Below are 26,669 nucleotides of genomic sequence, written 5' to 3' on the forward strand. Positions count from 1 at the left end.
ATTTTTTGGCAAAATGCCCATAGGAAGAACAAATGAAATTAGAAGATTATATTGCAACTATTGAAAACTACCCTAAAGAAGGGGTTACTTTCCGCGATATTAGCCCGTTGATGGCTGATGGAAACGCTTATAGCTATGCTATTCGTGAAATCGTTCAGTATGCGACTGACAAGAAGATTGACATGATTGTTGGTCCCGAAGCACGTGGTTTCATTGTTGGATGCCCAGTTGCCTTTGAACTTGGTATTGGATTTGCGCCAGTTCGTAAACCTGGTAAATTGCCACGTAAAGTGATTTCGGTCGATTATGAAAAAGAGTATGGTGTCGATACTCTTTGCATGCATGCCGATGCAATCAAACCAGGCCAACGTGTACTTATCGTTGACGATCTCTTGGCTACTGGTGGTACCGTCAAAGCAACAATTGAAATGATTGAACGCCTAGGTGGTGTCGTTGCTGGATGTGCCTTCTTGATTGAGCTTGACGGACTTAATGGTCGTGAAGCAATCGAAGGTTATGACGCTAAAGTATTGATGAACTTCCCAGGATAAAACTATCTATGTTTTACAAAAGGCCTCAGGGCCTTTTTAACTCTTTTAAAAAATAAGTGTGTCATCATATAGTTTAAAGTTATAACTAACTAGAGAAAATATATATTTGATAACAATATTTACCCGGTTTATAATATGAAGATAGAATAAACAAGGATGGAGATGTTGTTATGCCTATAAAACTTGATAATAAGTTACCAGCTCTTGATGTATTGCGTTCGGAAAATGTCTTCATCATGGATGAGAATAGAGCTAGTAGCCAGGATATTAGACCAATGGAGGTCCTGATCCTTAACCTAATGCCAACTAAAGAAGTGACAGAAACTCAGTTGCTACGTCTTTTAGCAAATACACCACTCCAAATTAACGTAGAGTTTCTGTATATGGCTAGTCATAAATCAAAAAATACCCACGCTGAACATATGAAAACCTTCTATAAGACTTTTGATGAAATCAAGGACAAGTATTACGATGGTCTTATCGTAACAGGGGCTCCTATTGAACAAATGCCTTTTGAGGAAGTTGATTATTGGCATGAATTAACACGAGTTTTTGACTGGTCTAAAAAGCATGTTTATTCAACTCTTCACTTGTGTTGGGGAGCTCAAGCAGGTCTCTATTACAAACATGGGGTTGATAAGGTTCCCTTGTCAGAGAAATTATCAGGTATCTATAAGCAAACTGTTGACATGCCAGAAAATTTCCTCATGAATGGCTTTGATGATAGCTTTGTGTCACCGCACTCACGCTATACAGAGGTGACTCTGGAAGATATCAAGAATAAAACAGATTTAGACGTTGTTGCATCAGGTCAAGAGGTAGGTCTGTCCATTCTGGCAAGCAAGGATCTTCGTGAAGTTTACAGTTTTGGTCATTTCGAATATGATCGTGATACTCTTGCTAGAGAATATCGAAGGGATTTGGAAGTAGGCATCAATCCAGATGTGCCAGCAAACTATTTTCCTGGGGATGATCCAAGTCAGGAACCAAAACTTCGTTGGAACCTTGCGGCATCAACATTCTTTAGTAATTGGATTAACTACGCTGTATATCAAGAAACACCCTATCGTTTAGAAGAGTTGGAAGACGATTTTTCATTCTACGGTTATTTGTAGTAGGTTTCTCAAAAGACTTATGTTAAAACATAAAATTTTTTGAATTGACCTATCTACTCTGAAAGGTAAATATGAGTTTTTTTGAACAGTATCGAACAGGAAATCTAGTCCTTCCAAATGCCTTATTTTTTCACTTTAAGGATATTTTTCCATCAGCGGATGACTTTTTAGTTTGGCAGTTTCTCTATCTACAAACGACTACTCAGATTGGAGAAGTGGCCTCTAGCCAGATAGCGCAGGCAACTGGAAAGACCCCCACTGAGGTTAATAAAAGTATTACGACATTAACTGAGGCCGGACTCCTTGATTTTACGACTGTTAAAGTTAATAATGAAATTAAGATGGTTGTTGATGCTTCACCTGCCCTAGCAGTGTTAGACAAGCTAGTGAGTAGTGAAAATTCAACGACAGGTCCTGTTGCTGGCCAACCAACAAATACACAGCTTATTAAACAATTGACAGATGAGTTGGAACAGGCTTTGGGAATCTTGAATCCTATGGTAATAGAAGATTTAAATAAGGAAATTCAGGAAGAACACACTGACCCGGAATTAATCCGTGAAGCTCTGAAAGAGGCAGTATTTAACCGAAAAACCAACTGGAATTATATCAAAGGGGTTCTTCGTAACTGGAAATTAAGTGGTATTACTACTAAAATTCAAGTTGAAGAACGTCGTTTGGAGTATCAAGGAAAGAAACAACATCATCAGGTTTCGGATGAGTTCAAAACTGGTATGGACGCGGCCCGTCAATTGTGGGGTGGTCAATAATGTTGGGTAGAAAACGTGTTAATGAAGCTCTGGCCTTAATGGGAAAGATGTTTCCAGATGCACATGGTGAGCTGGAGTGGGAGACTCCCTTTCAACTACTAGTTGCTGTTATTTTATCTGCTCAAACAACTGACAAAGCTGTTAATAAGGTAACACCGGGTTTGTGGGCCCGTTATCCAGAAATTGAAGATTTAGCATCTGCTAATCTTGATGATGTTGAAATGTGCTTAAGAACCATTGGGCTATATAAGAATAAGGCAAAGAATATCATCAAAACTGCTAGAGCTATTTTAATGAATTTCGACGGACAAGTTCCCAAAACTCACAAGGAATTAGAGAGTCTACCTGGTGTTGGACGAAAAACAGCTAACGTCGTATTGGCTGAAGTCTATGGTATTCCGTCTATTGCTGTAGATACACATGTCTCTCGCGTTTCTAAACGACTGAATATAGCTCCAGAAAATGCTAGTGTAGAGGAAATCGAAGCAGAATTGATGAAGAAAATACCAAAGAAAGATTGGATTATCAGTCATCACCGCATGATTTTCTTTGGACGCTATCATTGTTTAGCAAAGAATCCTAAATGCCAGACTTGTCCTCTTCAAAGTTACTGTAAGTATTATCGAGAAACAACTAAGAAATAAGCTGAGGATGTGATTTTCGTCAGCTTTTTACAGTTGTAAGATTTTATTACAAACTAGTAACTTGACAAAAATCCCAGGCTTTAAGAAAATAGAAGAAACGATTTAGAAGCTGGAGCGAAATAGTGAATGGCTGAATTCAGTGATGAAGAGTATTTGAGAGTCTTAGCTGACAATGGTGATAGAGAAGCAGTCAAAGAATATGAGCAAGCTTTGGATAATCTTATTTTTTAGTTGCAAATTTCATTGGCTCAAACTAGTGATTCGCGGTGGCGTAAGGAAGTGCAAAAACTCTTGGAACAAGAGGAAAAGAAAAAAGGAACTACTTTCAAGAAAAAGAGGATAAAGCTGTGAGCGAATTTAGACGTCGTAAAACTGAAAGAACCAGGGGAAGGAAGGTTTCGAGTTTTAATAAACTCAAAGACCTAAAAAAATTCGATGGGTAATTGGAGGAATTGCTTTAATTGCAGTGCTCATCCCTTTACTTACTTTAGTGTGGTATAGTAATAACCAAAACGAAAATGTCACTAACCCATGGAAAAATGGCCAATTGGCTAAAAGTAAGGAAGGGTCATCATCAGATAGTAAGTCATCGTCAGATAGTAAATCATCTCAAGTTGATACGTCATCTTTGTCTGATCAGCAGTTAGGAGATTGTTTTTTTCTACCTATGCTGAAGAACGAGGCTCAACTGGTGATAATTATAAAAATTTAGGTTGGAGTGTCTATTCTTGGAAAGATGATGACGATGGTTTGGTTTATGCACAACTTTATGATGCGTATGGTAATGATGTCCTCCTTTTCCGAGTAAACACTAAGGAACAACTCGAAGCCTATGGAGGTATTGACGGTTCAAGTGGTTCATGGGACGTTGTTTCAAAAACTTATAAAACAAGCTAATTTAATCATGTTAAAGCACTAGCCAATAGTGGTTGAGACTGTCTTTTGACAGTCTTTTTTGGTATAATCTAAGATAATCGTATAAACAATTAAAAAGCTGATTGATAGTATTGGAGAATCATGGTTCTACAGAGCTTTTTTAGTGTCTTTAGATTTTTCCAGAGTCAAGTTAATAAAGGAGAGTTGTCGTGTCAGACTATTTATCGGTCACATCCTTAACCAAATATTTGAAAATGAAATTTGACCGTGACCCTTATTTAGAGAGGGTATATTTGACAGGCCAGGTTTCCAATTATCGCCGACGCCCGAGTCATCAGTACTTTTCTCTTAAGGATGAAGGGGCAGTCATTCAGGCAACGATTTGGGCTGGGGTCTTCAAAAAAATTGGTTTTGATCTTGAAGAGGGAATGAAGATTAATGTTGTTGGTCGGGTGCAGATTTATGAGCCTAGTGGTTCATATTCCCTTATTATTGAGAAGGCTGAGCCGGATGGTATTGGTGCACTCGCCCTCCAGTTTGAGCAGCTTCGTAAAAAACTTACTGCTGAAGGCTACTTTGATGATCGTCATAAGCAACCTCTTCCTAATTTTGTCAAGAAAATTGGGGTTATCACTAGTCCTAGTGGTGCGGTTATTCGGGACATTATTACAACGGTTAGTCGTCGTTTTCCAGGTGTAGAGATTCTGCTTTTCCCTACCAAGGTTCAAGGTGACGGAGCGGCGCAAGAGATTGTTGAAAATATTCAAAAAGCCAATCAGAGGGAAGATCTGGATCTTCTTATCGTCGGCCGTGGTGGAGGTTCAATTGAGGACCTATGGGCCTTTAATGAGGAAATTGTAGTTCAGTCCATTTTTGAGAGTCGTCTACCTGTGATTTCAAGTGTTGGTCACGAAACAGATACGACTCTGGCGGATTTTGTAGCGGATCGCAGGGCTGCTACACCTACAGCAGCAGCTGAACTTGCTACTCCGATATCAAAGGCTGATACTTTGGCTTGGATTCGCGAAAGACAAAACAGAGCCTACCAAGCTTGTTTGAGGCGCATACAGTATAATCAGGAACGTTTAGCCAAATTATCACAATCGGTTGTCTTTAGGCAACCTGAACGTCTTTATGATGGATATTTACAAAAGTTAGATCGCCTAACAACAAGGCTCGAAACCTTCATGAGTCAAGATTTTGAGCGCAAACAAAAATCAGCTGAATTTTTGAGACAGCGATTACACGGTCTAAATCTCTCGACTCGTGTTAAGAACTATCAAGATCGTCGAGAGTCCTTACAGCGACTTTTAGTGACCACAACTAAGAATACTATCAATGGTAACCGCGTTAGACTAGAGAAGGCTCAAGATGCCCTATTGTCTCTAGATACTAGCCGTATTGTTGCCAGGGGCTATGCTATTGTCAATAAAAATGATAAGCCCCTAACAACTATCAAAGATATTACTGAAGGCGAGCAATTAACAATCCAAATGAGAGATGGACAACTAGAAGTAGAGGTGAAAAATGTCAACGAAAAAAACATTTGAAGAAAATTTACAGGACTTAGAAGCTATCGTCACAAAACTTGAAACAGGTGATGTTGCTCTTGAGGATGCGATTGCTGAATTCCAAAAAGGTATGGTATTGTCTAAAGATTTGCAGAAGACCTTGGAAGATGCTGAAAAAACACTTGTTAAGGTTATGCAAGCAGATGGTACAGAAATGGAAATGGATGCCTAATGACCAAGCTAAAAAAAATTGATGCTGCTATACGGGATTTTTATCAAAAGAAAACCCCACCAGTATCAAGCGATTTAATCTCTGCTATTCTTTATTCAGTTGATAGTGGCGGTAAGCGTATCCGTCCACTGATTTTCTTGGATTTACTTGAAGGATTTGGTTTAGAGTTAACTCCCAGTCATTTTGATATTGCAGCAAGTCTTGAAATGATTCATACCGGGAGTCTGATTCACGACGATTTACCGGCAATGGACGATGATGATTACCGTCGAGGACGTCTAACAAACCATAAAAAATTTGATGAAGCAACGGCAATTTTAGCTGGTGATTCTCTCTTTTTAGATCCCTTTGCACTTGTAGCTCAAACAGAGCTTTCTGCAGAGATTCGTGTTCAATTGATTCACGCTCTATCTCATGCGTCAGGGACCTTCGGTATGGTTGGTGGTCAGATGTTGGATATGAAAGGTGAAGGTCTGGAACTTGATTTATCGCAACTGGCTAAGATTCACGAGAATAAGACTGGTAAGCTTCTAACCTTTCCTTTTGTAGCGGCTGGTATTGTGGCCCAACAAGAAGATCGAGTCATGGAAAATCTTCAAGAAGCTGGTCGCTTGATTGGTCTTGCCTTTCAAGTTCGTGATGACATTTTAGATGTGACTGCTGACTTTGAATCCTTAGGAAAAACGCCTGGAAAAGATGTGGTCGCTGGGAAATCAACCTACCCTGCTCTTCTTGGTTTGGAAAAATCATATGCCATTCTCGAGGAATCACTAAATAAGGCTGAGGCCATTTTCAAAGACTTGGCTGAGTACCAAGGTTTCAAGCAAGACAATATTATGAAAATCATAGAAAGGTTAAGATTCCATGCCTAAGGAAAGAGTAGATGTCTTGGCTTATAAACAAGGCCTATTTGAAACGCGAGAACAAGCTAAACGCGGTGTTATGGCTGGTTTAGTTGTTAATGTTATCAATGGTGAGCGTTACGATAAACCTGGTGAAAAAATTGATGATGGAACAGAGTTGAAGCTCAAAGGTGAAAAGCTTAGGTATGTGAGTCGTGGAGGACTCAAACTTGAAAAAGCTTTAGCTGTTTTCAATCTATCAGTTGAAGATATGATAACCATTGATATCGGTGCCTCAACAGGTGGATTTACCGATGTCATGCTTCAAAATGGTGCTAAACTGGTTTATGCAGTAGATGTTGGTACCAATCAGTTAGTTTGGAAATTGCGTCAAGATGATCGAGTGCGTTCTATGGAGCAATATAATTTTCGATATGCTGAACCAGTCGATTTCACAGAGGGATTACCATCATTTGCATCTATTGATGTTAGTTTCATCTCTCTTAATTTGATTCTACCAGCTTTGGCTAAGATATTGGTTGATGGAGGGCAAGTTGTTGCTCTTGTGAAACCTCAATTTGAGGCAGGCCGTGAACAAATTGGAAAAAATGGGATTGTACGTGAGAGCAGTATCCATGAAAAAGTATTAGAAACCGTAACAGCTTTTGCAGTTGACTATGGCTTTTCAGTTAAAGGACTGGATTTTTCTCCTATTCAAGGTGGTCATGGTAACATTGAATTTCTCGCACACTTGGAGAAGACAGATTCTCCTCAAAATGATGTTCCAACTTCAATCAAAGAAGTTGTAGCACAAGCACATAAGGAGTTTAAGAAGAATGAAGAAGAAAGATCGTTTGGAGTTAATCCGAAAGATTGTCCAAGAAAATAAAATTACGACCCAGAAAGAATTGGTAAGATTACTCCAGGCTGAGGGGTTGAAGGCTACTCAGGCTACGGTATCACGTGATATCAATGAAATTGGTATTACCAAAGTGCCAACCGAAGATGGTTCGTACATCTATGGGCTCTCAACTGCTCCTAGACGAGTAGGTAGATCTTCTGTTGCTTGTCGCCGCTTGTTGCGTATTGATAGACAACATGCCTTTATGAATATCTTAGTTCAGCCAGGGACTAGTCGTCTCATCAAAAAGATTCTTTTGGATGAATACAAGCATTTGATTTTTAGCTTGATTGCTGATGATGACACGCTCTTTTTGGTTGCTCAGTCAGAATTAGCAGCTATCGAATTACATGGACAAATCGTCAAGTGGGTTGAAGAATAGGAGGAAGCATGCTTCTCGAAATTACGATAAAGAATTTCGCAATTATTGAAGAAATTTCTCTTAACTTTGAAAATGGGATGACTGTTCTTACCGGAGAGACTGGGGCAGGAAAATCCATTATCATTGATGCCATGAATCTTATGTTGGGGGCACGGGCATCTAGCGAAGTTGTCCGTCATTCAGCCCCCAAGGCGGAGATTCAGGGCTTCTTTTCAATTGAACAAAATCCTGCTTTAGTTAGTCTCTTGGAAGACAATGGGATTCCTGTTGAAGATGAGTTAATTATCCGCCGTGAAATTTTCCAAAATGGTCGAAGTGTTAGCCGTATCAACGGTCAAATGGTCAATTTAACGATTCTTAAAGCTGTCGGCAACTTTTTGGTAGATATCCATGGACAGCATGATCAAGAAGAACTTATGAGACCTGCTCTTCACATAAGCATGCTTGATGCCTTTGGTGACAAGGATTTTTTTCAGGCAAAAAAAGAATATCAGGAATACTTTGATCGTTACCGTGAGCTAAGAAAAGCTGTTCTTGAAAAACAGAAAAACGAGAAAGAGCATAAGGCTAGAATTGAAATGCTAGCTTTTCAGATTGCAGAAATTGAAGCAGCCTCTCTAAAAATAGGTGAGGATCTAGCTTTGATGAAGGAGCGAGATAAACTCCTCAATCATAAGCAGATTGCTGATACCTTAACGAATGCTTATGTTATGCTGGATAATGAAGATTTTTCAAGCTTATCAAATGTCCGTTCTGCCATGAATGATCTCCAATCTCTTGAAGAGTATGATTCTGATTATAAAGAACTCTCTAATAATTTGTCAGAAGCCTACTATGTCCTTGAGGATGTCACTAAACAGTTAGGAGATCTTGTAGATAATTTAGATTTTGATGCTGGGCGTTTGCAAGAGATTGAATACCGTTTAGATACGATTAATGCCATTACCCGTAAATATGGTGGAACTGTTGATGATGTCTTAGATTATCTCGAAAATTCAAGTAAAGAATATAACCTATTGACTGGAAATTCTAGCTCTTCTGATGCTATGGAACAAGAGCTTAAGCAACTTGAAAAAGACTTACTCGCGTCTGCAGAAACCTTGCAAAGGGAACGACATCAGATTGCAAACGCTCTTGAGTCAGAGATAAAGACTGAGTTATGTGATCTGTATATGGATAAGGCTGATTTTAAAGTTGTCTTTACTAAGGGGAAATTTAACCGTGATGGTAATGAGCAAGTTGAGTTTTATATTTCAACCAATCCAGGTGAAGGATTTAAACCGCTTGTTAAGGTTGCATCTGGTGGCGAACTGTCTCGACTTATGCTAGCCATTAAGTCAGCCTTTGCTCGAAAAGAAGATAAAACTAGTATTGTCTTTGATGAGGTTGATACTGGAGTGTCGGGCCGTGTAGCCCAGGCTATCGCACAAAAGATTCATAAGATTGGAAGTCATGGTCAGGTATTGGCTATCAGTCACCTTCCTCAAGTAATCGCTATTGCAGATTATCAATTCTTTATTTCTAAAGAAAGTGATAACGAGACAACTGTATCTCGTGTTCGTCTCCTAACACCTGAAGAAAGAGTTGAGGAAATCGCCAAGATGCTTGCAGGTGATAATTTGACTGATGCTGCCTTGAGTCAAGCTAGAGCTTTATTAAAAGTGGATGAACCTGTTTAAGAAAAGAGTTGGGCAAACCTCTCTAGTCATGCTATAATAGAATAAAAAAATTGTTTTAAGCGAGAGAAATATGAGTAAAATCAGAATTGTAACCGATTCGTCAATCACGATTGAACCGGAATTGGTTGAAAAGTACAATATCACTATTGTTCCATTGTCAGTTATGATGGATGGTGTCATCTATTCAGATAGTGACCTTCGTGAAGAAGGTCGTTTCCTGGAAATGATGAAGAATAGTAAAGAGTTACCAAAGACAAGTCAACCACCAGTAGGGTTGTTTGCTGAGACATTTGAAAAATTGATTAAAGATGGTGCAGAGCAAATTATAGCTATCCATCTTATGCATACTCTTTCTGGGACATGTGAGGCTTCACGTCAAGGAGCTATCCTTTCAGGAGCTGATGTAACAGTTATAGACTCAGGTTTTATAGATCAGTGCCTAAAATTCCAAGTAGTTGAGGCTGCTAAACTCGCGCAAGCAGGGGCTAGTCTTGAGGACATTGTGGCACATGTAGAAGAAGTGAAAAGTAAATCTGAACTTCATATTGGTGTCTCTACCCTTGAAAATCTTGTTAAAGGTGGTCGTATTGGTCATGTTACAGGGCTTTTATCATCATTGCTCAATATTCGTGTTATTATGGAATTGAAGGACTATCAGTTAAATACTGTTGCCAAAGGTCGTGGTGCAAAAACGTTCACGAGATGGTTGGATTCTTACATTGATGCTATCAAGGATCGCAAGGTTGCTGAGATAGGTGTCTCCTATGCTGGAACACCTGTGCTGGCACATGAACTTGCTTCGAAACTTAAAGTATTGGGTGCACCAATTTCAATTCTTGAGACTGGTTCCATCATTCAAACACATACTGGTGAAGACGCCTTTGCCGTAATGGTTCGCTATGAATAAATTGAAAGAATCAGAATTACTTAGAAGCTTTGCAGGCTTCTTCTTGTTTTTTCTATTATTTGTGGGGCTACTCATTTTTATTGTACCAAGCAGCCATCAGTCATCAAAGATTTCTGACAAGATAAGGTCTGTGAAAAAAGAAAAGGTAACTTATGTGGCCATTGGAGACTCACTTACTCAAGGTGTGGGTGATAGCAGCAATCAAGGGGGCTTCGTTCCTGTTTTATCACAGGCCTTAGAGTCAGATTTTAATTGGCAAGTGACTCCTCGTAATTATGGTATCGCAGGAAACACTAGCAATCAAATCCTCAAAAGGATGCAGGAGAAGAAGGATATCAAAAGGGATCTCAAAAAGGCAAAATTGATGACTTTGACTGTTGGTGGAAATGATGTGATTCATGTCATTAAGGATAATATCACCAATCTTAATGTGAATACCTTTAGCAGAGCTGCTGTGGGCTATCAAAAGAGATTGCGACAGATTATTGAGCTGGCTCGTAAGGAAAATAAAACATTACCGATTTATATTACTGGTATTTACAATCCGTTTTATCTTAATTTTCCAGAGATGACAGAAATGCAAACCATTGTTGATAATTGGAACCGGTCTACCGAAGAAGTGTCTAAGGAGTACGACAATGTCTACTTTGTTCCAGTTAACGATCTGCTCTATAAGGGAATTAATGGTAAGGGTGGAGTGACGAGCTCTGATGAAACATCACAGTCTACCAAATCATCCCAAGATAGTTTAAACGATGCTCTATTTGAGAAAGATCATTTTCATCCCAACAACACAGGTTATCAAATTATGTCAGATGCGATTTTGAAACGTATAAACCAAACAAAGAAGGAGTGGTCAGGTGAGTAAGGTATGGAAATGGTTATTTTTGGGACTTTTAGCCTTAAATCTAGCCCTAATTAGTGTCGTGACGGTTAGAATAATGACACCAGTCGAAATGAGCCCAGTATCCTTACCTAAAGGAGCTGCTAAAATTGGAAAGTATAGTATGAGTAAAGAGGAGCTTGATGCGTCGCTTAGAGGGTTTGCTCAAGATTATTCTACTGATAAGATGCGTTTCAAGGTCAAAGTGACTAATTCTAAAATTGTTTTTGAGAGTAGTTACAAGGTCTTAGGTCACGCAGTCCCCCTCTATGTTTACTTTACGCCTCTTGTAAGTGAGTCGGGTGCTGTCGTTCTTCAAGTGTCTGAGCTCTCGGCAGGAACCTTGAAGCTCCCTATTTTAGATGCTCTTAATATGATCAAACGTTCAACAAAACTTCCTGATTACATTGTAATTGACAGCAAGAAGGGTAAGGTTATCCTAAATATTCAGTCTATGAAGAATGATAAGGGAATAACAGCACGTGCTCAGAGTTTCGATTTAGTTAATGATCGTATCGAATTTGACATCTATAAGACAATAAATTAAAAACGCTTTACTTTTTACAAAAAAGCGATGAAATTAGCATTTATTACTTGACCTCATAAGGCTTTTAGGATAAGATAATACTTGTTAAAGCGCTAGAAATATCATTCGCTTATGAATAAATTGGAGGATTGTTACAATGGCTAACAAACAAGATTTGATCGCTAAAGTTGCAGAAGCAACTGAGCTTACAAAAAAAGATTCAGCAGCAGCTGTAGATGCGGTTTTTGCTTCTATCGAAGAATTCCTTGCTGCAGGTGAAAAAGTACAATTGATTGGTTTCGGTAACTTTGAAGTACGTGAACGTGCTGCTCGTCAAGGTCGTAACCCACAAACTGGTGAAACTATCTCAATCGCAGCTTCTAAAGTTCCTGCATTTAAAGCTGGTAAAGCTCTTAAAGACGCAGTCAAATAATGTTAATCCCCCTAAGCTTTTAGGGGTTTTGATTTATACAAAAAATATAAGGAAAATTATGAAAACTATAACAGTGGTATTGATCTTTCTTTTGGTTTTTACTGTTATTAAGTTATCAGCTATTGTTGAAATTAGTAAACTGATGAAGCCAAGTGAAAAACAGATCGAAGAAGCTCGTCAAAAGCGTATTCAAGCCCAAAAAGAGGGGAAGGATACTTTTGAAGTCTGGGATGAACGAGACGATGATAGTCTCGTATAAGAAGAGAAACTCATCCTCAAATAAAGATAAAAAGAGTTTGGAAAAAAATCCAAGCTCTTTTTGGTTATCTGTCAATATAGTGCAGTTTTCCACGAAAGTCTTCAAGAGTTTCATAACCTTTTTTTGCCATGATTTCTTTAAGTTCTTTAGTGATGCGATCAAAGATAGTAACACCTTCTTTTTGAAGTGCAGTACCTACTTGCACCATACTTGCGCCACAAAGGATGTGTTCAAAAGCATCACGACCAGATTTTACACCACCAGTACCAATAATTTGGATCTCAGGTTTCAAACGTTGGTAGAAGGCATGGACGTTTGCCAAAGCAGTAGGTTTAATATAATCACCACCAATACCACCGAAGCCATTTTTTGGTTTGATGACAACAGATTCATCTTCAATGTAAAGTCCATTACCAATAGAGTTCACACAGTTAACGAAGACAAGAGGGAATTGGTTGAAAACAGCAGCTGCTTGATCAAAGTGAACAATATCAAAGTATGGTGGTAATTTCACGCCAAGAGGTTTCGTAAAGTAAGAGAAGACTTCAGTAAGGATATCGGTTGTGGTTTCAAAATCGTAAGCAATTTGAGGTTTGCCTGGAACGTTAGGACATGAGAGGTTGAGTTCAACGAGTCCCTCATAGTCACTTTTTTGAACTTTTTTAAGAATAGTGTGTGTTTCTTCTGGTGAGAGTCCCACTAGTGAGAGGAAATGGTTTTTTGTATTGGGTTGATTTTGCAATTCAATGACATAGTCAAGATAATATTCAAAACCGTTATTTGGCAAACCCATTGAGTTGATTGAACCAAGGGGTACATTGACATAACGAGGTTCTGGATTACCAGGACGGGCCTCAAGTGTCCCTGTTTTTGTGACGAATGAACCAGCAGCTGAAGCTTCAACCTCTGCCAGCTCTTCTTTGGTCATGCAGTAAACACCAGCAGCATTCATAAGACAGTTATCAAACGTAAAGTTACCAACTTTTGTAGCAGTAGAAACCATAAGATCCTCCTTAAGTATCACAAAGTAAAATGTTACTATTTTCATTTCATTCTAGCATGAAAGAAGGCTTAAAACAAGGAAATAATGGATAGGTATAAGCTTCTGACTTAAAAATCTGATTAGTTTTAATTTGCAAAGGAAAGGAACAGTAGAATTTTACAGAATTTTGATATTTTGCTAGCTTTTTCAATGTTTTTTGGGTAGAATATATAGAGTAGATGGGTTTAACCCGAAATAAAAAGGAGACATAACTAATGGTAAAATTGGTTTTCGCTCGCCACGGTGAGTCTGAATGGAACAAAGCTAATCTTTTCACAGGTTGGGCTGACGTAGATCTTTCTGAAAAAGGTACTCAACAAGCTATTGACGCTGGTAAATTGATTAAAGAAGCTGGTATTGAATTTGACAAAGCTTACACTTCAGTATTGAAACGTGCGATCAAAACAACTAACCTTGCGCTTGAAGCCTCTGACCAACTTTGGGTTCCAGTTGAAAAATCATGGCGCTTGAACGAACGTCACTACGGTGGTTTGACTGGTAAAAATAAAGCAGAAGCTGCTGAACAATTTGGTGATGAGCAAGTTCACATCTGGCGTCGTTCATACGATGTATTGCCTCCAAAAATGGACCGTGATGATGAGTACTCAGCACACAAAGACCGTCGTTACGCTTCACTTGACGATTCAGTAATTCCAGATGCTGAAAACTTGAAAGTAACTTTGGAACGTGCCCTTCCATTCTGGGAAGATAAAATTGCTCCAGCTCTTAAAGATGGTAAAAACGTATTCGTAGGTGCACATGGTAACTCAATCCGTGCCCTTGTAAAACACATCAAAAAATTGTCAGATGACGAAATCATGGATGTTGAAATTCCAAACTTCCCACCATTGGTATTTGAATTTGACGAAAAATTGAACGTTGTTTCTGAATATTACCTCGGAAAATAAGCTAAGAAAAGTAGATATTAAGAACAATTAGAAAAGTTGACTTTGGTCAGCTTTTTTGTTTTTCTGAAAAAAATATAAAAATCGGTCAGAAAAGTCAGTCAATTCAGTATTTTTTTCCTTGACTTTCGAGATTGAAAGATGTATCATATAAAACAAGATACATCGAAAGGAAATAAATCAGATGACATTCGCAACTACAACTATCTTGCTATTGCGTAATGAGGGCTAGTGCAAAAGCATTAGTCCTGTTTGGTTTACCAAGCGGGAGTTCAAAACATCTCGCTTGGGTTTCCGAGTGAGATGTTTTTTTACTACTATTGTTTTTACTTTTAGAAAGAGGATTGTCTATGCGTAAAGTGGAGTTTCTTGATACAAGCCTTCGAGATGGGGAACAAACACCAGGTGTTAACTTCTCAATCAAAGAAAAAGTTGCTATTGCAAAGCAACTTGAAAAATGGGGAATTTCTTCAATCGAAGCTGGTTTCCCTGCAGCTAGTCCAGATTCATTTGAGGCTGTAAAACAAATTTCAGCTGCTATGACTACTACAGCAGTTTCTGGTTTGGCTCGTTCTGTAAAGTCTGATATTGATGCTTGTTATGAAGCTATTAAGGATGCAAAATTCCCACAATGTCATGTCTTTATTGCAACAAGTCCTATTCATCGTGAATTTAAGTTGAAGAAATCAAAAGAAGAAATTCTTGAGATTATCAAAGAACATGTGACTTATGCGCGTGAACGTTTTGATGTTGTTGAGTTTTCACCTGAAGATGCTACTCGTACAGAGCTCGATTATCTCTTGGAAGTTGTTCAAACAGCAGTTGATGCCGGTGCGACTTATATTAATATTCCGGATACAGTGGGTTTTACAACTCCTGAAGAGTTCGGTCATATTTTCAAATATCTCATTGAAAATGTTAAATCAGATCGTGAAATTATCTTTAGTCCTCACTGTCACAATGACCTTGGTATGGCTGTAGCTAACACACTTGCAGCTATTAAAAATGGTGCTGGCCGTGTTGAAGGAACTGTGAATGGTATCGGTGAACGTGCCGGAAATGCAGCGCTTGAAGAAGTGGCAGTGGCACTTAATATCCGTGAAGACTACTATCAAGCAACAAGTGATATTGTGCTTAATGAGACAGTCAACACTGCTGAACTTGTATCTCGATATTCAGGTATCGCTATTCCTAAGAATAAAGCTGTTGTTGGTGGGAATGCCTTTTCTCATGAATCTGGTATCCACCAAGATGGTTTCCTTAAAAATCCTCTTACTTATGAAATCATTACACCCGAGTTGGTTGGGGTTAAGAAAAGCTCACTTCCACTTGGTAAATTGTCAGGTCGCCATGCCTTTATTGAAAAATTGAAAGAACTTGAGCTTGACTTTGTTGAAGAAGATATCAAACCACTCTTTGCTAAATTCAAGCGCTTGGCTGATAAAAAACATGACATTACTGATGCTGATATTCGTGCACTTGTTGCTGGGACTAATGTTGAAAATCCAGAAGGCTTCCATTTCCAAGATCTTCGCTTGACAACTAATCCTGATGAAACAATTACTGCTGCAGTTAGCTTGGTAAATGAAGACGGGGAAGCTGTAGAATTTTTGGCAAATGGCCAAGGATCAGTTGAAGCTATCTTCAATGCTATCGATAAGTTCTTCAATCAAACAGTCCGCTTGATTTCTTATAATATCGATGCCATAACTGATGGTATTGATGCCCAAGCACGTGTACTTGTATCTGTAGAAAATGTGGACACAGATACAATCTTCAACGCTTCAGGTTTGGATTTTGACGTCTTGAAAGCTTCAGCAATTGCATATATTAATGCGAATACGCTGGTTCAAAAAGAAAATGCTGGTGAGATGGCACGAAAAGTTTCTTACCGTGACCTTCCACAAACTTAAGAGGTGTTAAACATGACAAAAAAAATTGTAACACTTTCTGGTGATGGTATTGGACCTGAAATCATGGCAGCAGGTCTTGGAGTTCTGGATAAAGTAGCTTCAAAAATTGAATTTGATTATGATGTTGATGCTAAACCTTTTGGTGGTGCTGGTATTGATGCTGAGGGTCATCCACTTCCTAAAGCTACTCTAGAAGCTGCTAAATCGGCAGATGCTATCCTTTTGGCTGCTATTGGCGGACCTAAATATGATAATGCACCAGTTCGTCCCGAACAAGGGCTTTTGGCCATTCGTAAGGAGTTGAATCTCTTTGCTAATATCCGTCCTGTTCGTATCTTTGATGCTTTGAAACACTTGTCACCTCTTAAACCGGAGCGTATTGAAGGCGTAGATTTTGTCGTTGTTCGTGAGCTTACAGGTGGTATTTACTTTGGTGAGCACATTTTAGAGGAAGATAAGGCTCGTGATATAAATGATTATTCAGCTGATGAGATTCGTCGCATCATGCGTCGTGCCTTCAAGATTGCCCAAGGTCGTGGCAAAAAGGTTACTAGCATTGATAAACAAAATGTTTTGGCGACCTCTAAATTGTGGCGTAAGGTTGCTGATGAAGTTTCTTTGGAGTTTCCAGATGTAACTCTTGAACACCAGCTCGTTGATAGTGCAGCAATGATTATGATTACCAACCCAGCTCGCTTTGATGTTGTTGTGACTGAAAACCTCTTTGGTGATATCTTATCTGATGAGTCAAGTGTTCTTCCAGGTACCCTAGGTGTTATGCCGTCTGCTAGTCATTCTGAAAACGGTCCAAGTCTTTATGAACCGATTCATGGTTCAGCACCAGATATCGCTGGTCAAGGTATTGCCAATCCAATTTCAATGATTTTGTCAGTAGCTATGATGTTACGTGAAAGTTTTAATGAAACTGAAGGGGCAGAATTGATTGAAAATGCTGTTGATAAGACCTTGAATCAAGGCATCTTGACACGTGATTTGGGTGGTCAGGCTTCGACTGCTGAAATGACAGCAGCTATTATTAGCAATCTCTAAAATCATGACACTGAAATTAGTGTTACTAAGTGTTTTGTTGGTGTGGAATCTAGTCATCTTATCCGTTTATGGACTTGATAAACATAAGGCTATTCAACATAAGAGACGGATTTCTGAGAAGTCATTATTATTGCAGACTATTATCTTTGGTGGTATTGGTGCCTTTCTAGGTGGGAGACTATTTAGACATAAAATTAACAAATGGTACTTTAAGTTCTGCTGGCTTTCAGGGATTGTTATAGATGTCGTTCTTTTATACCTTATCCTAACGAAGCTTTCGGATTAACCAATCCTTAGATTATAATTGGAGTATTTTATGAGCGGAAAATCAATTTTCGATAAACTTTGGGACCGCCACGTAATTACGGGTGATGAGGGGCAACCCCAACTTATGTACGTGGACCAACATTATATTCATGAAGTGACTAGTCCTCAAGCTTTTCAAGGTCTTCGTGATGCTGGACGTAAAGTAAGGCGTCCAGATCTGACTTTTGGGACCTTTGACCATAATGTTCCAACTGTGAATATCTTTGATATTAGAGATGCTATTTCTAAGGCACAAATTGATAAACTTGCTGAAAATGTCATTGAGTTTGGTATTGACAATGCGTCACATGGTTCGGATAAGCAAGGAATTGTACATATGGTTGGTCCAGAAACAGGACGTACGCAACCAGGTAAGTTTATTGTTTGTGGGGATAGTCACACAGCTACCCACGGTGCCTTTGGAGCTATAGCCTTTGGTATTGGAACGAGTGAGGTTGAGCATGTCTTTGCTACACAGACACTTTGGCAAGTCAAACCTAAAAAGATGTTGGTAGAATTCACTGGGAAGCCTCAGAAAGGCATTTATTCAAAAGATTACATTCTCGCCTTGATTGCTAAATATGGGGTTGCTTGTGGAGTGGGTTATGTTGTAGAGTACCGCGGTGAGGCAATTGACCGTTTGACTATGGAAGAACGTATGACAATCTGTAATATGTCAATTGAATTTGGTTCGAAAATGGGAATTATGAATCCAGACCAAACAACATATGATTATATGCGTGGTCGAGAATGTGTTCCTGAGGATTTTGATGCAGCAGTAGCTGACTGGAAGACACTAGTTAGTGATGATGATGCAGAATACGATAAAGTCATTCGAATGGATGTTTCTGAGTTGGCACCAATGGTCACATGGGGAACTAATCCATCTATGGGGGTAGATTTTGATACGCCTTTCCCTGAAGTTCGAGATATGAATGATGAGCGTGCATACCATTATATGGGTCTTCGTCCGGGTCAAAAAGCAGAAGACATTAATCTTGGGTATATCTTTATTGGGTCTTGTACTAATGCTCGCTTGAGTGACTTGCAGTTGGCAGCCAGAATTGTTAAAGGTAAGAAGATTTCCCCTAATTTGACAGCTATTGTGGTTCCAGGTTCTAGACCTGTTAAACGAGCTGCAGAGAAAATTGGGTTGGATAAGATATTTAAAGATGCTGGTTTTGAATGGAGAGAGCCAGGATGCTCAATGTGTCTTGGAATGAATCCAGATAAAGTGCCTGATGGGGTCCATTGTGCTTCAACAAGTAATCGAAATTTTGAGGATCGACAAGGGTTTGGAGCAAAAACACACCTTTGTAGTCCTGCAATGGCAGCGGCAGCAGCTATCGCCGGACATTTCGTTGATGTTCGCCGAATGCCAGAAGTACAATAAGGAGGAAACATGGAAAAATTTACCATTTATACCGGTACGACAGTTCCATTGATGAATGATAACATCGATACCGACCAGATTCTTCCCAAACAGTTTCTCAAACTGATTGACAAAAAAGGTTTTGGAAAATATTTGATGTATTCTTGGCGTTATAAAGATAACAAATACACTGAGGATCCTGATTTTGTTTTTAACCGACCTGAATATCGTAAAGCAACTATTTTAATAACAGGCGATAATTTCGGTGCAGGTTCATCTCGTGAACATGCTGCGTGGGCCCTAGCTGACTACGGATTTAAAGTTGTTATTGCAGGTTCCTTCGGAGACATTCACTATAATAATGAACTTAATAATGGGATGTTACCAATTGTTCAACCGATAGAAGTACGTCGAAAATTGGAACAATTAAAACCTACTGATGAAGTGACGGTAGACTTAGAACAACAAAAAATTATTTCACCGGTTGGTGAGTTCACTTTTGAAATTGATGGTGAATGGAAACATAAACTTTTAAATGGATTAGATGATATAGGGATTACCATGCAGTATGAGGATTTGATAACCGAGTACGAAAAACATCGTCCAAGCTATTGGCAGTAATAGTCTTATATTTTCGAATATTCCGAAAATTACTTGCCTGATAGCTATGAACATGGTAAAATATATGTATTATAAATTAAATGGAGAACACACATTATGACTAAACATGTCCAATGGGATGGTAACCTTAACCAAGAAGGTTTTGAAATTCTTAAAGGTGAAGGTGGATGTATCGTTACACCAACTAAAGTTGGTTATATTATTATGACTAGCGATAAAGCTGGTTTGGAACGTAAATTCGAAGCTAAAGAACGTAACCGTAACAAACCAGGTGTTGTTCTTTGCGGAAGCATGGATGAGTTGCGTGCATTGGCACAATTGACTCCTGAAATTGATGCTTTCTATCAAAAGCACTGGGATGAAGACATTCTTCTTGGATGTATTCTTCCGTGGCGTGAGGATGCTTACGCAAAACTCCAAGCATTTGGTGATGGCCGTGAAGAGCTTATGACTGATGCACGTGGAACATCATGTTTCGTTATTAAATTTGGTAAACCTGGTGAGCAAATTGCTAAAGAAATGTGGGAAAAAGAAGGTAAAATGGTTTATGCTTCATCAGCAAACCCTTCAGGTAAAGGTAACCGTGGTAAGGTTGAAGGTATTGGTGAACGTATTGAAAATGCTGTTGACCTTGTCATTGAAGCTGATGAATACGTTGCGTCAATTCAGCCTGATAAAACTGTTGAAACACGTTATGAACAAGGTGTTATGGTATCAATGGTTGATGCAGGCGGTAAATTAATTCCTGAACAAGGTGAGGGAAGCCGTTCAGTAGAACCATGTCCAGTAGTTATCCGTAAAGGTCTTGATATAGATAAAATTATGATGAACCTTTCAGACCACTTTAATTCTTGGAACTACCGTCAAGGTGAGTATTATTAAGAAAATAATGCCTTCAAGAAAGCAGAACCCTTGGTTCTGCTTTTAATATGCTTAAAAACTTGTGATATAATACTATTTGAATAGGTTTCTTTAATTTTTTCTAGAAACCTAAATTATTATTTGACAAAAAATAATGTTGAAAGGAGCCCTTCATGTTTGCACAATTGGATACAAAATCAGTATATAGCTTCATGGACAGTGTTGTAGATTTAAACACCTATGTAAAACGTGCCAAAGAGCTTGGTTATCAAAGCATTGGTTTGATGGATCGTGATAATCTCTATGCGGCCTATCATTTTGCCCAGCTTGCAATCAGAAATGGTTTACGTCCTTTAATTGGAACAGAAGCTAATTTATTCTATGAAGGGAGAAAAATTCCCTTTCGCCTATTAGCTAAAAATAATCAGGGCTATAAAAACTTGATGAAGTTGGCAACAGAGCTGTCTTCAGGACAGCGGGAGTTTACATATTTTTCAGACTATCTGAATGACATTGCCCTAATTCTTCCAAGTGAGGACTGGGAGCCTGGGATGAGTCTTGGCTCAGAAGTTTTCATTGGGGTAAGACCTGAGGATGCTGGTAAAGAGTTTGATTATCCTGTGGTTCCTTTACATACAGTGCGTTACTTTGAAAATGCAGATCGCTCGACTATCCAGACGTTACATGCTATCTCACAAAATGTGTCCTTGTCTGAGGTATCCATCTGTCCTATGAATCAGCTCCTTTTCTCGGCCAAAGAAATGGAAGAAGCTTATAGTAAGCTTCCAGAGGCTTTAAACAATTTGAATCAGCTTGTTTCAGACGTCTCTTATCAATTTGATACAAATCTCAAGCTTCCTCGTTTTAATCGTGAAATGCCAGCAGTTGATCAATTGCGTCAGTTAGCTCAATCTGGATTAGATAGTAAAGCGTTAAGAGAACCAGCTTATCAGGAACGTTTAGACAAGGAATTGTCAATAATACATCAAATGGGTTTTGATGACTATTTCTTGATTGTTTGGGATTTGTTACGTTTTGGTCGTAGTCGAGGTTATTATATGGGAATGGGACGTGGGTCTGCTGCAGGGAGTTTGGTAGCTTATGTCCTTGATATTACTGGAATTGATCCAGTTAAAAATGATTTACTTTTCGAGCGTTTCTTAAATGAGGAACGTTATAGTATGCCTGATATCGATATAGACTTACCTGATATTTATCGAAGTGAGTTTCTTCATTACGTTAGAGACCGTTATGGTAGTAAGCACTCTGCACAGATTGTTACTTTTTCAACTTTTGGGGCTAAACAGGCTATCCGAGATGTTTTTAAACGTTTTGGAGCTAAGGAATTTGAATTATCCCAACTCAGTAAAAAAATATCTTTTCGAGATACTTTGACAACTGTCTATGAGAAAAATATGTCATTCAGACAGCTAATTAATCAGAGGCAGGAATTTCAGAGAGCTTTTGAAATTGCTAAGGCTATTGAAGGCCAGCCAAGACAAACCTCCATACATGCTGCAGGCATCGTGATGAGCGATGATGACCTGACCAATCATATTCCTCTTAAGGCAGGTGAGGACATGATGGTTACACAGTACGATGCTTCCGCAGTCGAGGCCAATGGTTTGCTTAAGATGGATTTCTTGGGGCTTCGAAATTTGACCTTTGTTCAAAAAATGAAGGAGAAGCTTGAAGAAGAACAGGGAATTGCTATCGATATCAAATCCATTGACTTGGAAGATTCACAAACCCTAGCGCTTTTTGCCAGTGGTAAGACAAAGGGAATTTTTCAATTCGAGCAGGCAGGTGCTATAAATCTCCTTAAACGGATTAAACCTGCTAAGTTCGAAGAAGTAGTAGCGACAACCTCTCTCAACCGTCCAGGAGCTAGCGATTATACAGATAATTTCGTTGCTCGTAAATATGGTAAGGAGAAAGTAGATCTCATTGACCCAGTGGTTGCTCCAATTCTTGAACCTACCTATGGTATCATGCTTTATCAGGAGCAGGTTATGCAGATTGCCCAAGTATTTGCTGGCTTTAGCCTTGGAAAAGCCGATTTGCTTCGTCGGGCAATGTCTAAAAAAGATGCCAATGAAATGTCCAAGATGTCCGAACAATTCATGGAAGGAAGTCGTCAGTTAGGGCGTGACCCACAGGTTGCTAAACGTCTCTTTAGTATGATAACTAAGTTTGCAGGATATGGTTTTAATAAAAGTCATGCCTATGCTTATTCAGCCCTAGCCTTCCAATTAGCTTATTTTAAAACGCATTATCCTCAGATATTCTATGACGTCATGTTAAATTATTCGTCAAGTGATTACATTAGGGATGCAATTGAAAATGGCTTTTCCTTAGCTAGCCTGGATATTAATAGAATTCCTTATATGGACAAGATTTCTGATGGAAAGATTGTACTAGGTCTAAAAACCATAAAAGGTTTGCCCAGAGATTTTGCACTTTGGATTATTGAGGATCGCCAACAAAATGGTAAATACATTTCTATAGAGGATTTTTTGACACGTATTCCTAGTAAATATCAAAAAGTAGATATTTTGACACCTTTGATCCAAATAGGATTATTTGATTGTTTTGAGCCTAATAGACGGAAAATCATCGGAAACTTAAGCAACCTCTTTACTTTTGTTAATGAATTAGGGAGTTTGTTTGCAGAGTCGTCTTATTCTTGGGTGGAGTATGAAGACTATAGTCAGACAGAACGCTATAGTATAGAGCAGGATTTACTAGGAGTTGGACTTAGTACACATCCATTACATTTAGCTCAAAAAATGGCATCACGGCCCTACCAACCAATTTCTGAGTTGACTTTAAACAGTAAGGCTACAGTTTTGGTCCAGCTTGAATCAGTTCGCATTATCAGAACGAAAAAGGGAGACCAGATGGCTTTCCTAAGTGTTTTTGATGGGGTGAATAAACTGGATGTCACTCTTTTTCCAGAAACTTATTTCTATCACAAAGATAAGTTAAGTGAAGGTAGTCTCTTTTATCTAGAAGGACGAACTCAAGAGCGCGACGGACGTCTTCAATTAATTTTGTCAAATATAGAGGAGGCTAGCACTGAGCGTTTCTGGATTTTACTAGAGAATCATAATAAAGATTTAGAAGTTTCTCACATTTTAGCCAAGTATCCTGGACATATTCCTGTGGTTATTCGTTATCAGGAAAGCAAGGAAACAATAGTTAGTCAACGATATAAAGTGTCTAAGAACGAAGAACTCAGTAGGGAATTAGCACCTTTTGTGTTGAAAACGGTTTTACGTTAAAAAAAACCGATAAAACTTTTCAAATTTAAAGCCATTTATAATTCTTTGTGTTATAATGAAAATGTTAAATATATAAAAGGAGTATCAGGAATAATGAAACGTATTGCTGTTTTGACCAGTGGTGGAGATGCCCCTGGTATGAACGCTGCCGTTCGTGCAGTTGTTCTCAAAGCAATTTCTGAAGGAATTGAAGTGTTCGGCATTAACCGTGGATACGCCGGTATGGTTGAAGGAGATATCTTCAAACTTGATGCCAAACGCGTAGAAAACATCCTTAGCCGTGGTGGCACTTTCCTTCAGTCTGCTCGCTATCCCGAGTTTGCCCAACTTGAAGGTCAACTTAAAGGTATTGAGCAACTTAAAAAATATGGAATCGAAGGTGTAGTTGTTATTGGTGGAGATGGTTCTTACCATGGTGCTATGCGTTTGACTGAACATGGTTTCCCAGCAGTTGGTCTCCCAGGAACTATCGATAACGATATCGTTGGTACAGACTATACAATTGGATTTGATACAGCCGTTGCAACTGCAACAGAAGCTTTGGATAAAATCCAAGATACAGCTTTCAGTCATGGACGTACTTTTGTCGTTGAGGTAATGGGACGTAACGCTGGTGATATCGCTCTTTGGGCTGGTATTGCTTCAGGTGCTGACCAAATTATTGTGCCAGAAGAAGAATATGACATCAACGAAGTGGTTCGTAAAGTTAAAGAAGGTTATGAATCTGGCGAAAAATCTCACCACATTATTGTGCTTGCTGAGGGCGTTATGGGTGCTGAAGAGTTTGCAGCTAAAATGAAAGAAGCTGGAGATACATCAGACCTTCGTGCTACAAATCTTGGACACGTAATTCGTGGTGGTTCACCAACTGCACGTGACCGTGTTCTTGCTTCATGGATGGGTGCACATGCCGTTGATCTTCTTAAAGAAGGAATTGGTGGTGTTGCTGTGGGTATCCATAATGAACAGCTTGTTGAAAGTCCAATCCTTGGTACAGCAGAAGAAGGTGCTTTGTTCAGTCTTACTGAAGACGGTAAAATTATCGTAAACAATCCACACAAAGCTCGTCTTGATTTTGCAGAGCTTAACCGTTCTTTAGCTAACTTGAAATAATAGCGGTTCTACTAATTATTGTTAATCCGTCGCAAAAGCGACAATAAATATAAGGGAGTTTTATATATCATGAATAAACGCGTAAAAATAGTTGCTACACTTGGTCCTGCGGTTGAAATCCGTGGTGGCAAGAAATTTGGTGAAGATGGTTACTGGAGTGAAAAACTTGACCCTGATGCATCTGCTAAAAACATTGCTCAATTGATCGAGGAAGGTGCTAACGTTTTCCGTTTCAACTTCTCACATGGTAACCACGCTGAGCAAGGTGAACGTATGGATGTCGTACGTATGGCTGAATCTATTGCTGGTCAAAAAGTAGGTTTCCTTCTTGACACTAAGGGACCTGAAATCCGTACTGAATTGTTTGAAGGTGATGCTAAAGAGTATGCATACAAAACTGGTGAACAAATCCGTATTGCTACTAAACAAGGTCTCAAATCAACTCGCGACGTTATTGCTTTGAACGTTGCTGGTGCACTTGACATTTTCGACGATGTAGAAGTTGGTAAACAAGTTCTTGTGGATGATGGTAAACTTGGTCTTCGTGTTGTAGACAAGGATGCTGAAAAACGTGAATTCATCGTTGAGGTTGAAAATGATGGTATTATTGCTAAACAAAAAGGTGTAAACATCCCTTACACTAAAATTCCTTTCCCAGCACTTGCTGAACGTGATAATGCTGATATTCGTTTTGGTCTCGAACAAGGTATTAACTTTATCGCAATCTCATTTGTACGTACTGCGAAAGACGTACAAGAAGTACGTGCTATCTGTGAAGAAACTGGAAACGGCCACGTTAAATTGTTGGCTAAAATCGAAAACCAACAAGGTATCGATAATATCGATGAAATCATTGAAGCTGCTGATGGTATCATGATCGCTCGTGGTGACATGGGTATCGAAGTACCATTCGAAATGGTTCCAGTTTACCAAAAAATGATTATCACTAAAGTAAATGCTGCTGGTAAATTTGTTGTTACAGCTACAAACATGCTTGAAACAATGACAGAAAAACCACGTGCAACTCGTGCTGAAGTATCTGACGTGTTTAATGCTGTTATCGATGGTACTGATGCGACAATGCTTTCTGGTGAGTCTGCAAACGGTAAATATCCAGTTGAATCAGTTCATACAATGGCTACAATTAATAAAAACGCTCAAGCTCTTCTTAAAGAGTATGGTCGTCTTGATCCATCAACATTTGATCGCTCAAGTAAAACTGAAGTTGTTGCATCTGCAGTTAAAGAAGCTACCAACTCAATGGATATCAAACTTATTGTTGCACTTACTGAATCTGGTAACACAGCTCGTTTGATTTCTAAATACCGTCCAGAAGCTGACATCTTGGCAGTAACATTCGATGAACTTACTCAAAAATCATTGATGCTTAACTGGGGTGTTATTCCAATTGTTACTGAAATACCTTCATCTACTGATGATATGTTTGAAATTGCTGAGCGTGTTGCTCTTGAATCAGGTCTTGTCGAATCAGGTGATAACATTGTTATTGTTGCTGGTGTTCCAGTTGGTTCTGGTAATACAAATACTATGCGTATCCGCACAGTTAAATAATATAAGTTATACTTAAATATAAAGAAGGGCCGTGAGGATCTTCTTTTTTTAGTTTTATATTCTATTTAACTATAAAATTTATCTAGTGGAAAATACTATATAGATTATATTTGAGGAAG

General features: G+C 38.8%; 27 protein-coding genes. 26 read left to right on the forward strand and 1 reads right to left on the reverse strand.

Annotation, left to right across the window (positions count from 1 at the left end):
- Window positions 1–32: 32 nt before the first annotated feature.
- From MHH90_RS04070 to MHH90_RS04145, 16 genes are all read left to right on the forward strand, one after another.
- A complete protein-coding gene (locus MHH90_RS04070; protein ID WP_002947203.1) occupies window positions 33–551 on the forward strand; it encodes an adenine phosphoribosyltransferase in 519 nt (172 codons plus the stop codon).
- Window positions 552–721: 170 nt separating this feature from the next.
- Entirely contained in the window at window positions 722–1,666 is a 945-nt protein-coding gene (metA, locus tag MHH90_RS04075; protein ID WP_100262522.1) for a homoserine O-acetyltransferase MetA, read from the forward strand.
- Between the two features lie 71 nt (window positions 1,667–1,737).
- Entirely contained in the window at window positions 1,738–2,436 is a 699-nt protein-coding gene (locus tag MHH90_RS04080; RefSeq protein ID WP_167401524.1) for a DnaD domain-containing protein, read from the forward strand.
- Window positions 2,436–3,080, forward strand: coding sequence for an endonuclease III (gene nth / locus MHH90_RS04085; protein WP_011681255.1), 645 nt, complete (start codon window positions 2,436–2,438; stop codon window positions 3,078–3,080). Before MHH90_RS04080 ends, nth begins: the two co-directional genes overlap by 1 nt.
- Before the next feature lie 651 nt (window positions 3,081–3,731).
- Window positions 3,732–3,977 carry a hypothetical protein gene (locus MHH90_RS04090; protein WP_011681254.1) on the forward strand — a complete coding sequence of 82 codons (246 nt, stop codon included), beginning with the start codon at window positions 3,732–3,734 and terminating at the stop codon, window positions 3,975–3,977.
- Between the two features lie 188 nt (window positions 3,978–4,165).
- Window positions 4,166–5,506 carry an exodeoxyribonuclease VII large subunit gene (gene xseA / locus MHH90_RS04095; RefSeq protein ID WP_011226129.1) on the forward strand — a complete coding sequence of 447 codons (1,341 nt, stop codon included), beginning with the start codon at window positions 4,166–4,168 and terminating at the stop codon, window positions 5,504–5,506.
- Window positions 5,484–5,699 (forward strand): exodeoxyribonuclease VII small subunit, encoded by a 216-nt coding sequence (locus tag MHH90_RS04100; protein ID WP_002951008.1) that lies wholly within the window; start codon window positions 5,484–5,486, stop codon window positions 5,697–5,699. Before xseA ends, MHH90_RS04100 begins: the two co-directional genes overlap by 23 nt.
- Entirely contained in the window at window positions 5,699–6,571 is an 873-nt protein-coding gene (locus MHH90_RS04105; RefSeq protein WP_011681253.1) for a polyprenyl synthetase family protein, read from the forward strand. The genes MHH90_RS04100 and MHH90_RS04105 overlap by 1 nt, the downstream gene beginning before the upstream one ends.
- Window positions 6,564–7,430, forward strand: a complete 867-nt coding sequence (locus MHH90_RS04110) for a TlyA family RNA methyltransferase (protein WP_011226127.1) — start codon at window positions 6,564–6,566, stop codon at window positions 7,428–7,430. The genes MHH90_RS04105 and MHH90_RS04110 overlap by 8 nt, the downstream gene beginning before the upstream one ends.
- A complete protein-coding gene (locus MHH90_RS04115) occupies window positions 7,378–7,824 on the forward strand; it encodes an arginine repressor (protein ID WP_011681252.1) in 447 nt (148 codons plus the stop codon). Before MHH90_RS04110 ends, MHH90_RS04115 begins: the two co-directional genes overlap by 53 nt.
- Window positions 7,825–7,832: 8 nt before the next feature.
- Window positions 7,833–9,503: a DNA repair protein RecN gene (gene recN, locus MHH90_RS04120; protein ID WP_340725791.1), complete on the forward strand. Its 1,671-nt coding sequence runs from the start codon at window positions 7,833–7,835 to the stop codon at window positions 9,501–9,503.
- Window positions 9,504–9,573: 70 nt separating this feature from the next.
- Window positions 9,574–10,410 (forward strand): DegV family protein, encoded by an 837-nt coding sequence (locus tag MHH90_RS04125; protein ID WP_011681251.1) that lies wholly within the window; start codon window positions 9,574–9,576, stop codon window positions 10,408–10,410.
- Complete coding sequence (locus MHH90_RS04130) at window positions 10,403–11,278, forward strand: SGNH/GDSL hydrolase family protein (RefSeq protein WP_340725792.1); 876 nt, start codon at window positions 10,403–10,405, stop codon at window positions 11,276–11,278. Before MHH90_RS04125 ends, MHH90_RS04130 begins: the two co-directional genes overlap by 8 nt.
- Complete coding sequence (locus MHH90_RS04135) at window positions 11,271–11,840, forward strand: YpmS family protein (RefSeq protein ID WP_011681250.1); 570 nt, start codon at window positions 11,271–11,273, stop codon at window positions 11,838–11,840. Before MHH90_RS04130 ends, MHH90_RS04135 begins: the two co-directional genes overlap by 8 nt.
- Before the next feature lie 136 nt (window positions 11,841–11,976).
- A complete protein-coding gene (locus MHH90_RS04140) occupies window positions 11,977–12,252 on the forward strand; it encodes an HU family DNA-binding protein (protein ID WP_002950996.1) in 276 nt (91 codons plus the stop codon).
- A gap of 58 nt (window positions 12,253–12,310) precedes the next feature.
- Window positions 12,311–12,511: a hypothetical protein gene (locus tag MHH90_RS04145; RefSeq protein WP_002950995.1), complete on the forward strand. Its 201-nt coding sequence runs from the start codon at window positions 12,311–12,313 to the stop codon at window positions 12,509–12,511.
- Between the two features lie 64 nt (window positions 12,512–12,575).
- Here the strand turns inward: MHH90_RS04145 and MHH90_RS04150 are convergent, their stop codons facing one another.
- A complete protein-coding gene (locus MHH90_RS04150; protein ID WP_002950994.1) occupies window positions 12,576–13,514 on the reverse strand; it encodes a dihydroorotate oxidase in 939 nt (312 codons plus the stop codon).
- Window positions 13,515–13,768: 254 nt separating this feature from the next.
- Between MHH90_RS04150 and MHH90_RS04155 the strand changes: the two genes are divergently transcribed.
- The 10 genes from MHH90_RS04155 to pyk all read left to right on the forward strand — a co-directional run bounded on the left by MHH90_RS04155 (window position 13,769) and on the right by pyk (window position 26,550).
- Window positions 13,769–14,461, forward strand: coding sequence for a phosphoglycerate mutase (locus MHH90_RS04155; protein WP_011226119.1), 693 nt, complete (start codon window positions 13,769–13,771; stop codon window positions 14,459–14,461).
- Between the two features lie 347 nt (window positions 14,462–14,808).
- Window positions 14,809–16,371, forward strand: coding sequence for a 2-isopropylmalate synthase (locus tag MHH90_RS04160; protein ID WP_064355864.1), 1,563 nt, complete (start codon window positions 14,809–14,811; stop codon window positions 16,369–16,371).
- 12 nt (window positions 16,372–16,383) lie between these two features.
- The gene (gene leuB / locus MHH90_RS04165) at window positions 16,384–17,421 is read left to right on the forward strand and encodes a 3-isopropylmalate dehydrogenase (RefSeq protein ID WP_011681247.1); all 1,038 of its coding nucleotides are present in this window, start codon (window positions 16,384–16,386) and stop codon (window positions 17,419–17,421) included.
- A 4-nt stretch (window positions 17,422–17,425) separates the two neighbouring features.
- Entirely contained in the window at window positions 17,426–17,707 is a 282-nt protein-coding gene (locus MHH90_RS04170) for a DUF1294 domain-containing protein (RefSeq protein WP_011681246.1), read from the forward strand.
- Window positions 17,708–17,737: 30 nt separating this feature from the next.
- Window positions 17,738–19,120: a 3-isopropylmalate dehydratase large subunit gene (gene leuC, locus MHH90_RS04175; RefSeq protein WP_011681245.1), complete on the forward strand. Its 1,383-nt coding sequence runs from the start codon at window positions 17,738–17,740 to the stop codon at window positions 19,118–19,120.
- Between the two features lie 9 nt (window positions 19,121–19,129).
- Complete coding sequence (leuD, locus tag MHH90_RS04180; protein ID WP_011226115.1) at window positions 19,130–19,720, forward strand: 3-isopropylmalate dehydratase small subunit; 591 nt, start codon at window positions 19,130–19,132, stop codon at window positions 19,718–19,720.
- Window positions 19,721–19,816: 96 nt separating this feature from the next.
- Complete coding sequence (locus MHH90_RS04185) at window positions 19,817–20,602, forward strand: L-threonylcarbamoyladenylate synthase (protein ID WP_002950974.1); 786 nt, start codon at window positions 19,817–19,819, stop codon at window positions 20,600–20,602.
- A 152-nt stretch (window positions 20,603–20,754) separates the two neighbouring features.
- On the forward strand, window positions 20,755–23,865 hold the full coding sequence (locus MHH90_RS04190) for a DNA polymerase III subunit alpha (RefSeq protein WP_023909707.1): 3,111 nt from the start codon (window positions 20,755–20,757) through the stop codon (window positions 23,863–23,865).
- 93 nt (window positions 23,866–23,958) lie between these two features.
- Complete coding sequence (pfkA, locus tag MHH90_RS04195) at window positions 23,959–24,978, forward strand: 6-phosphofructokinase (RefSeq protein ID WP_011681243.1); 1,020 nt, start codon at window positions 23,959–23,961, stop codon at window positions 24,976–24,978.
- A gap of 69 nt (window positions 24,979–25,047) precedes the next feature.
- The gene (gene pyk, locus MHH90_RS04200) at window positions 25,048–26,550 is read left to right on the forward strand and encodes a pyruvate kinase (RefSeq protein ID WP_023909705.1); all 1,503 of its coding nucleotides are present in this window, start codon (window positions 25,048–25,050) and stop codon (window positions 26,548–26,550) included.
- The last annotated feature ends 119 nt before the right edge of the window (window positions 26,551–26,669 follow it).

Source organism: Streptococcus sp. FSL E2-3488 (assembly GCF_038003585.1).
Taxonomy (GTDB): Bacteria; Bacillota; Bacilli; order Lactobacillales; family Streptococcaceae; genus Streptococcus; species Streptococcus thermophilus.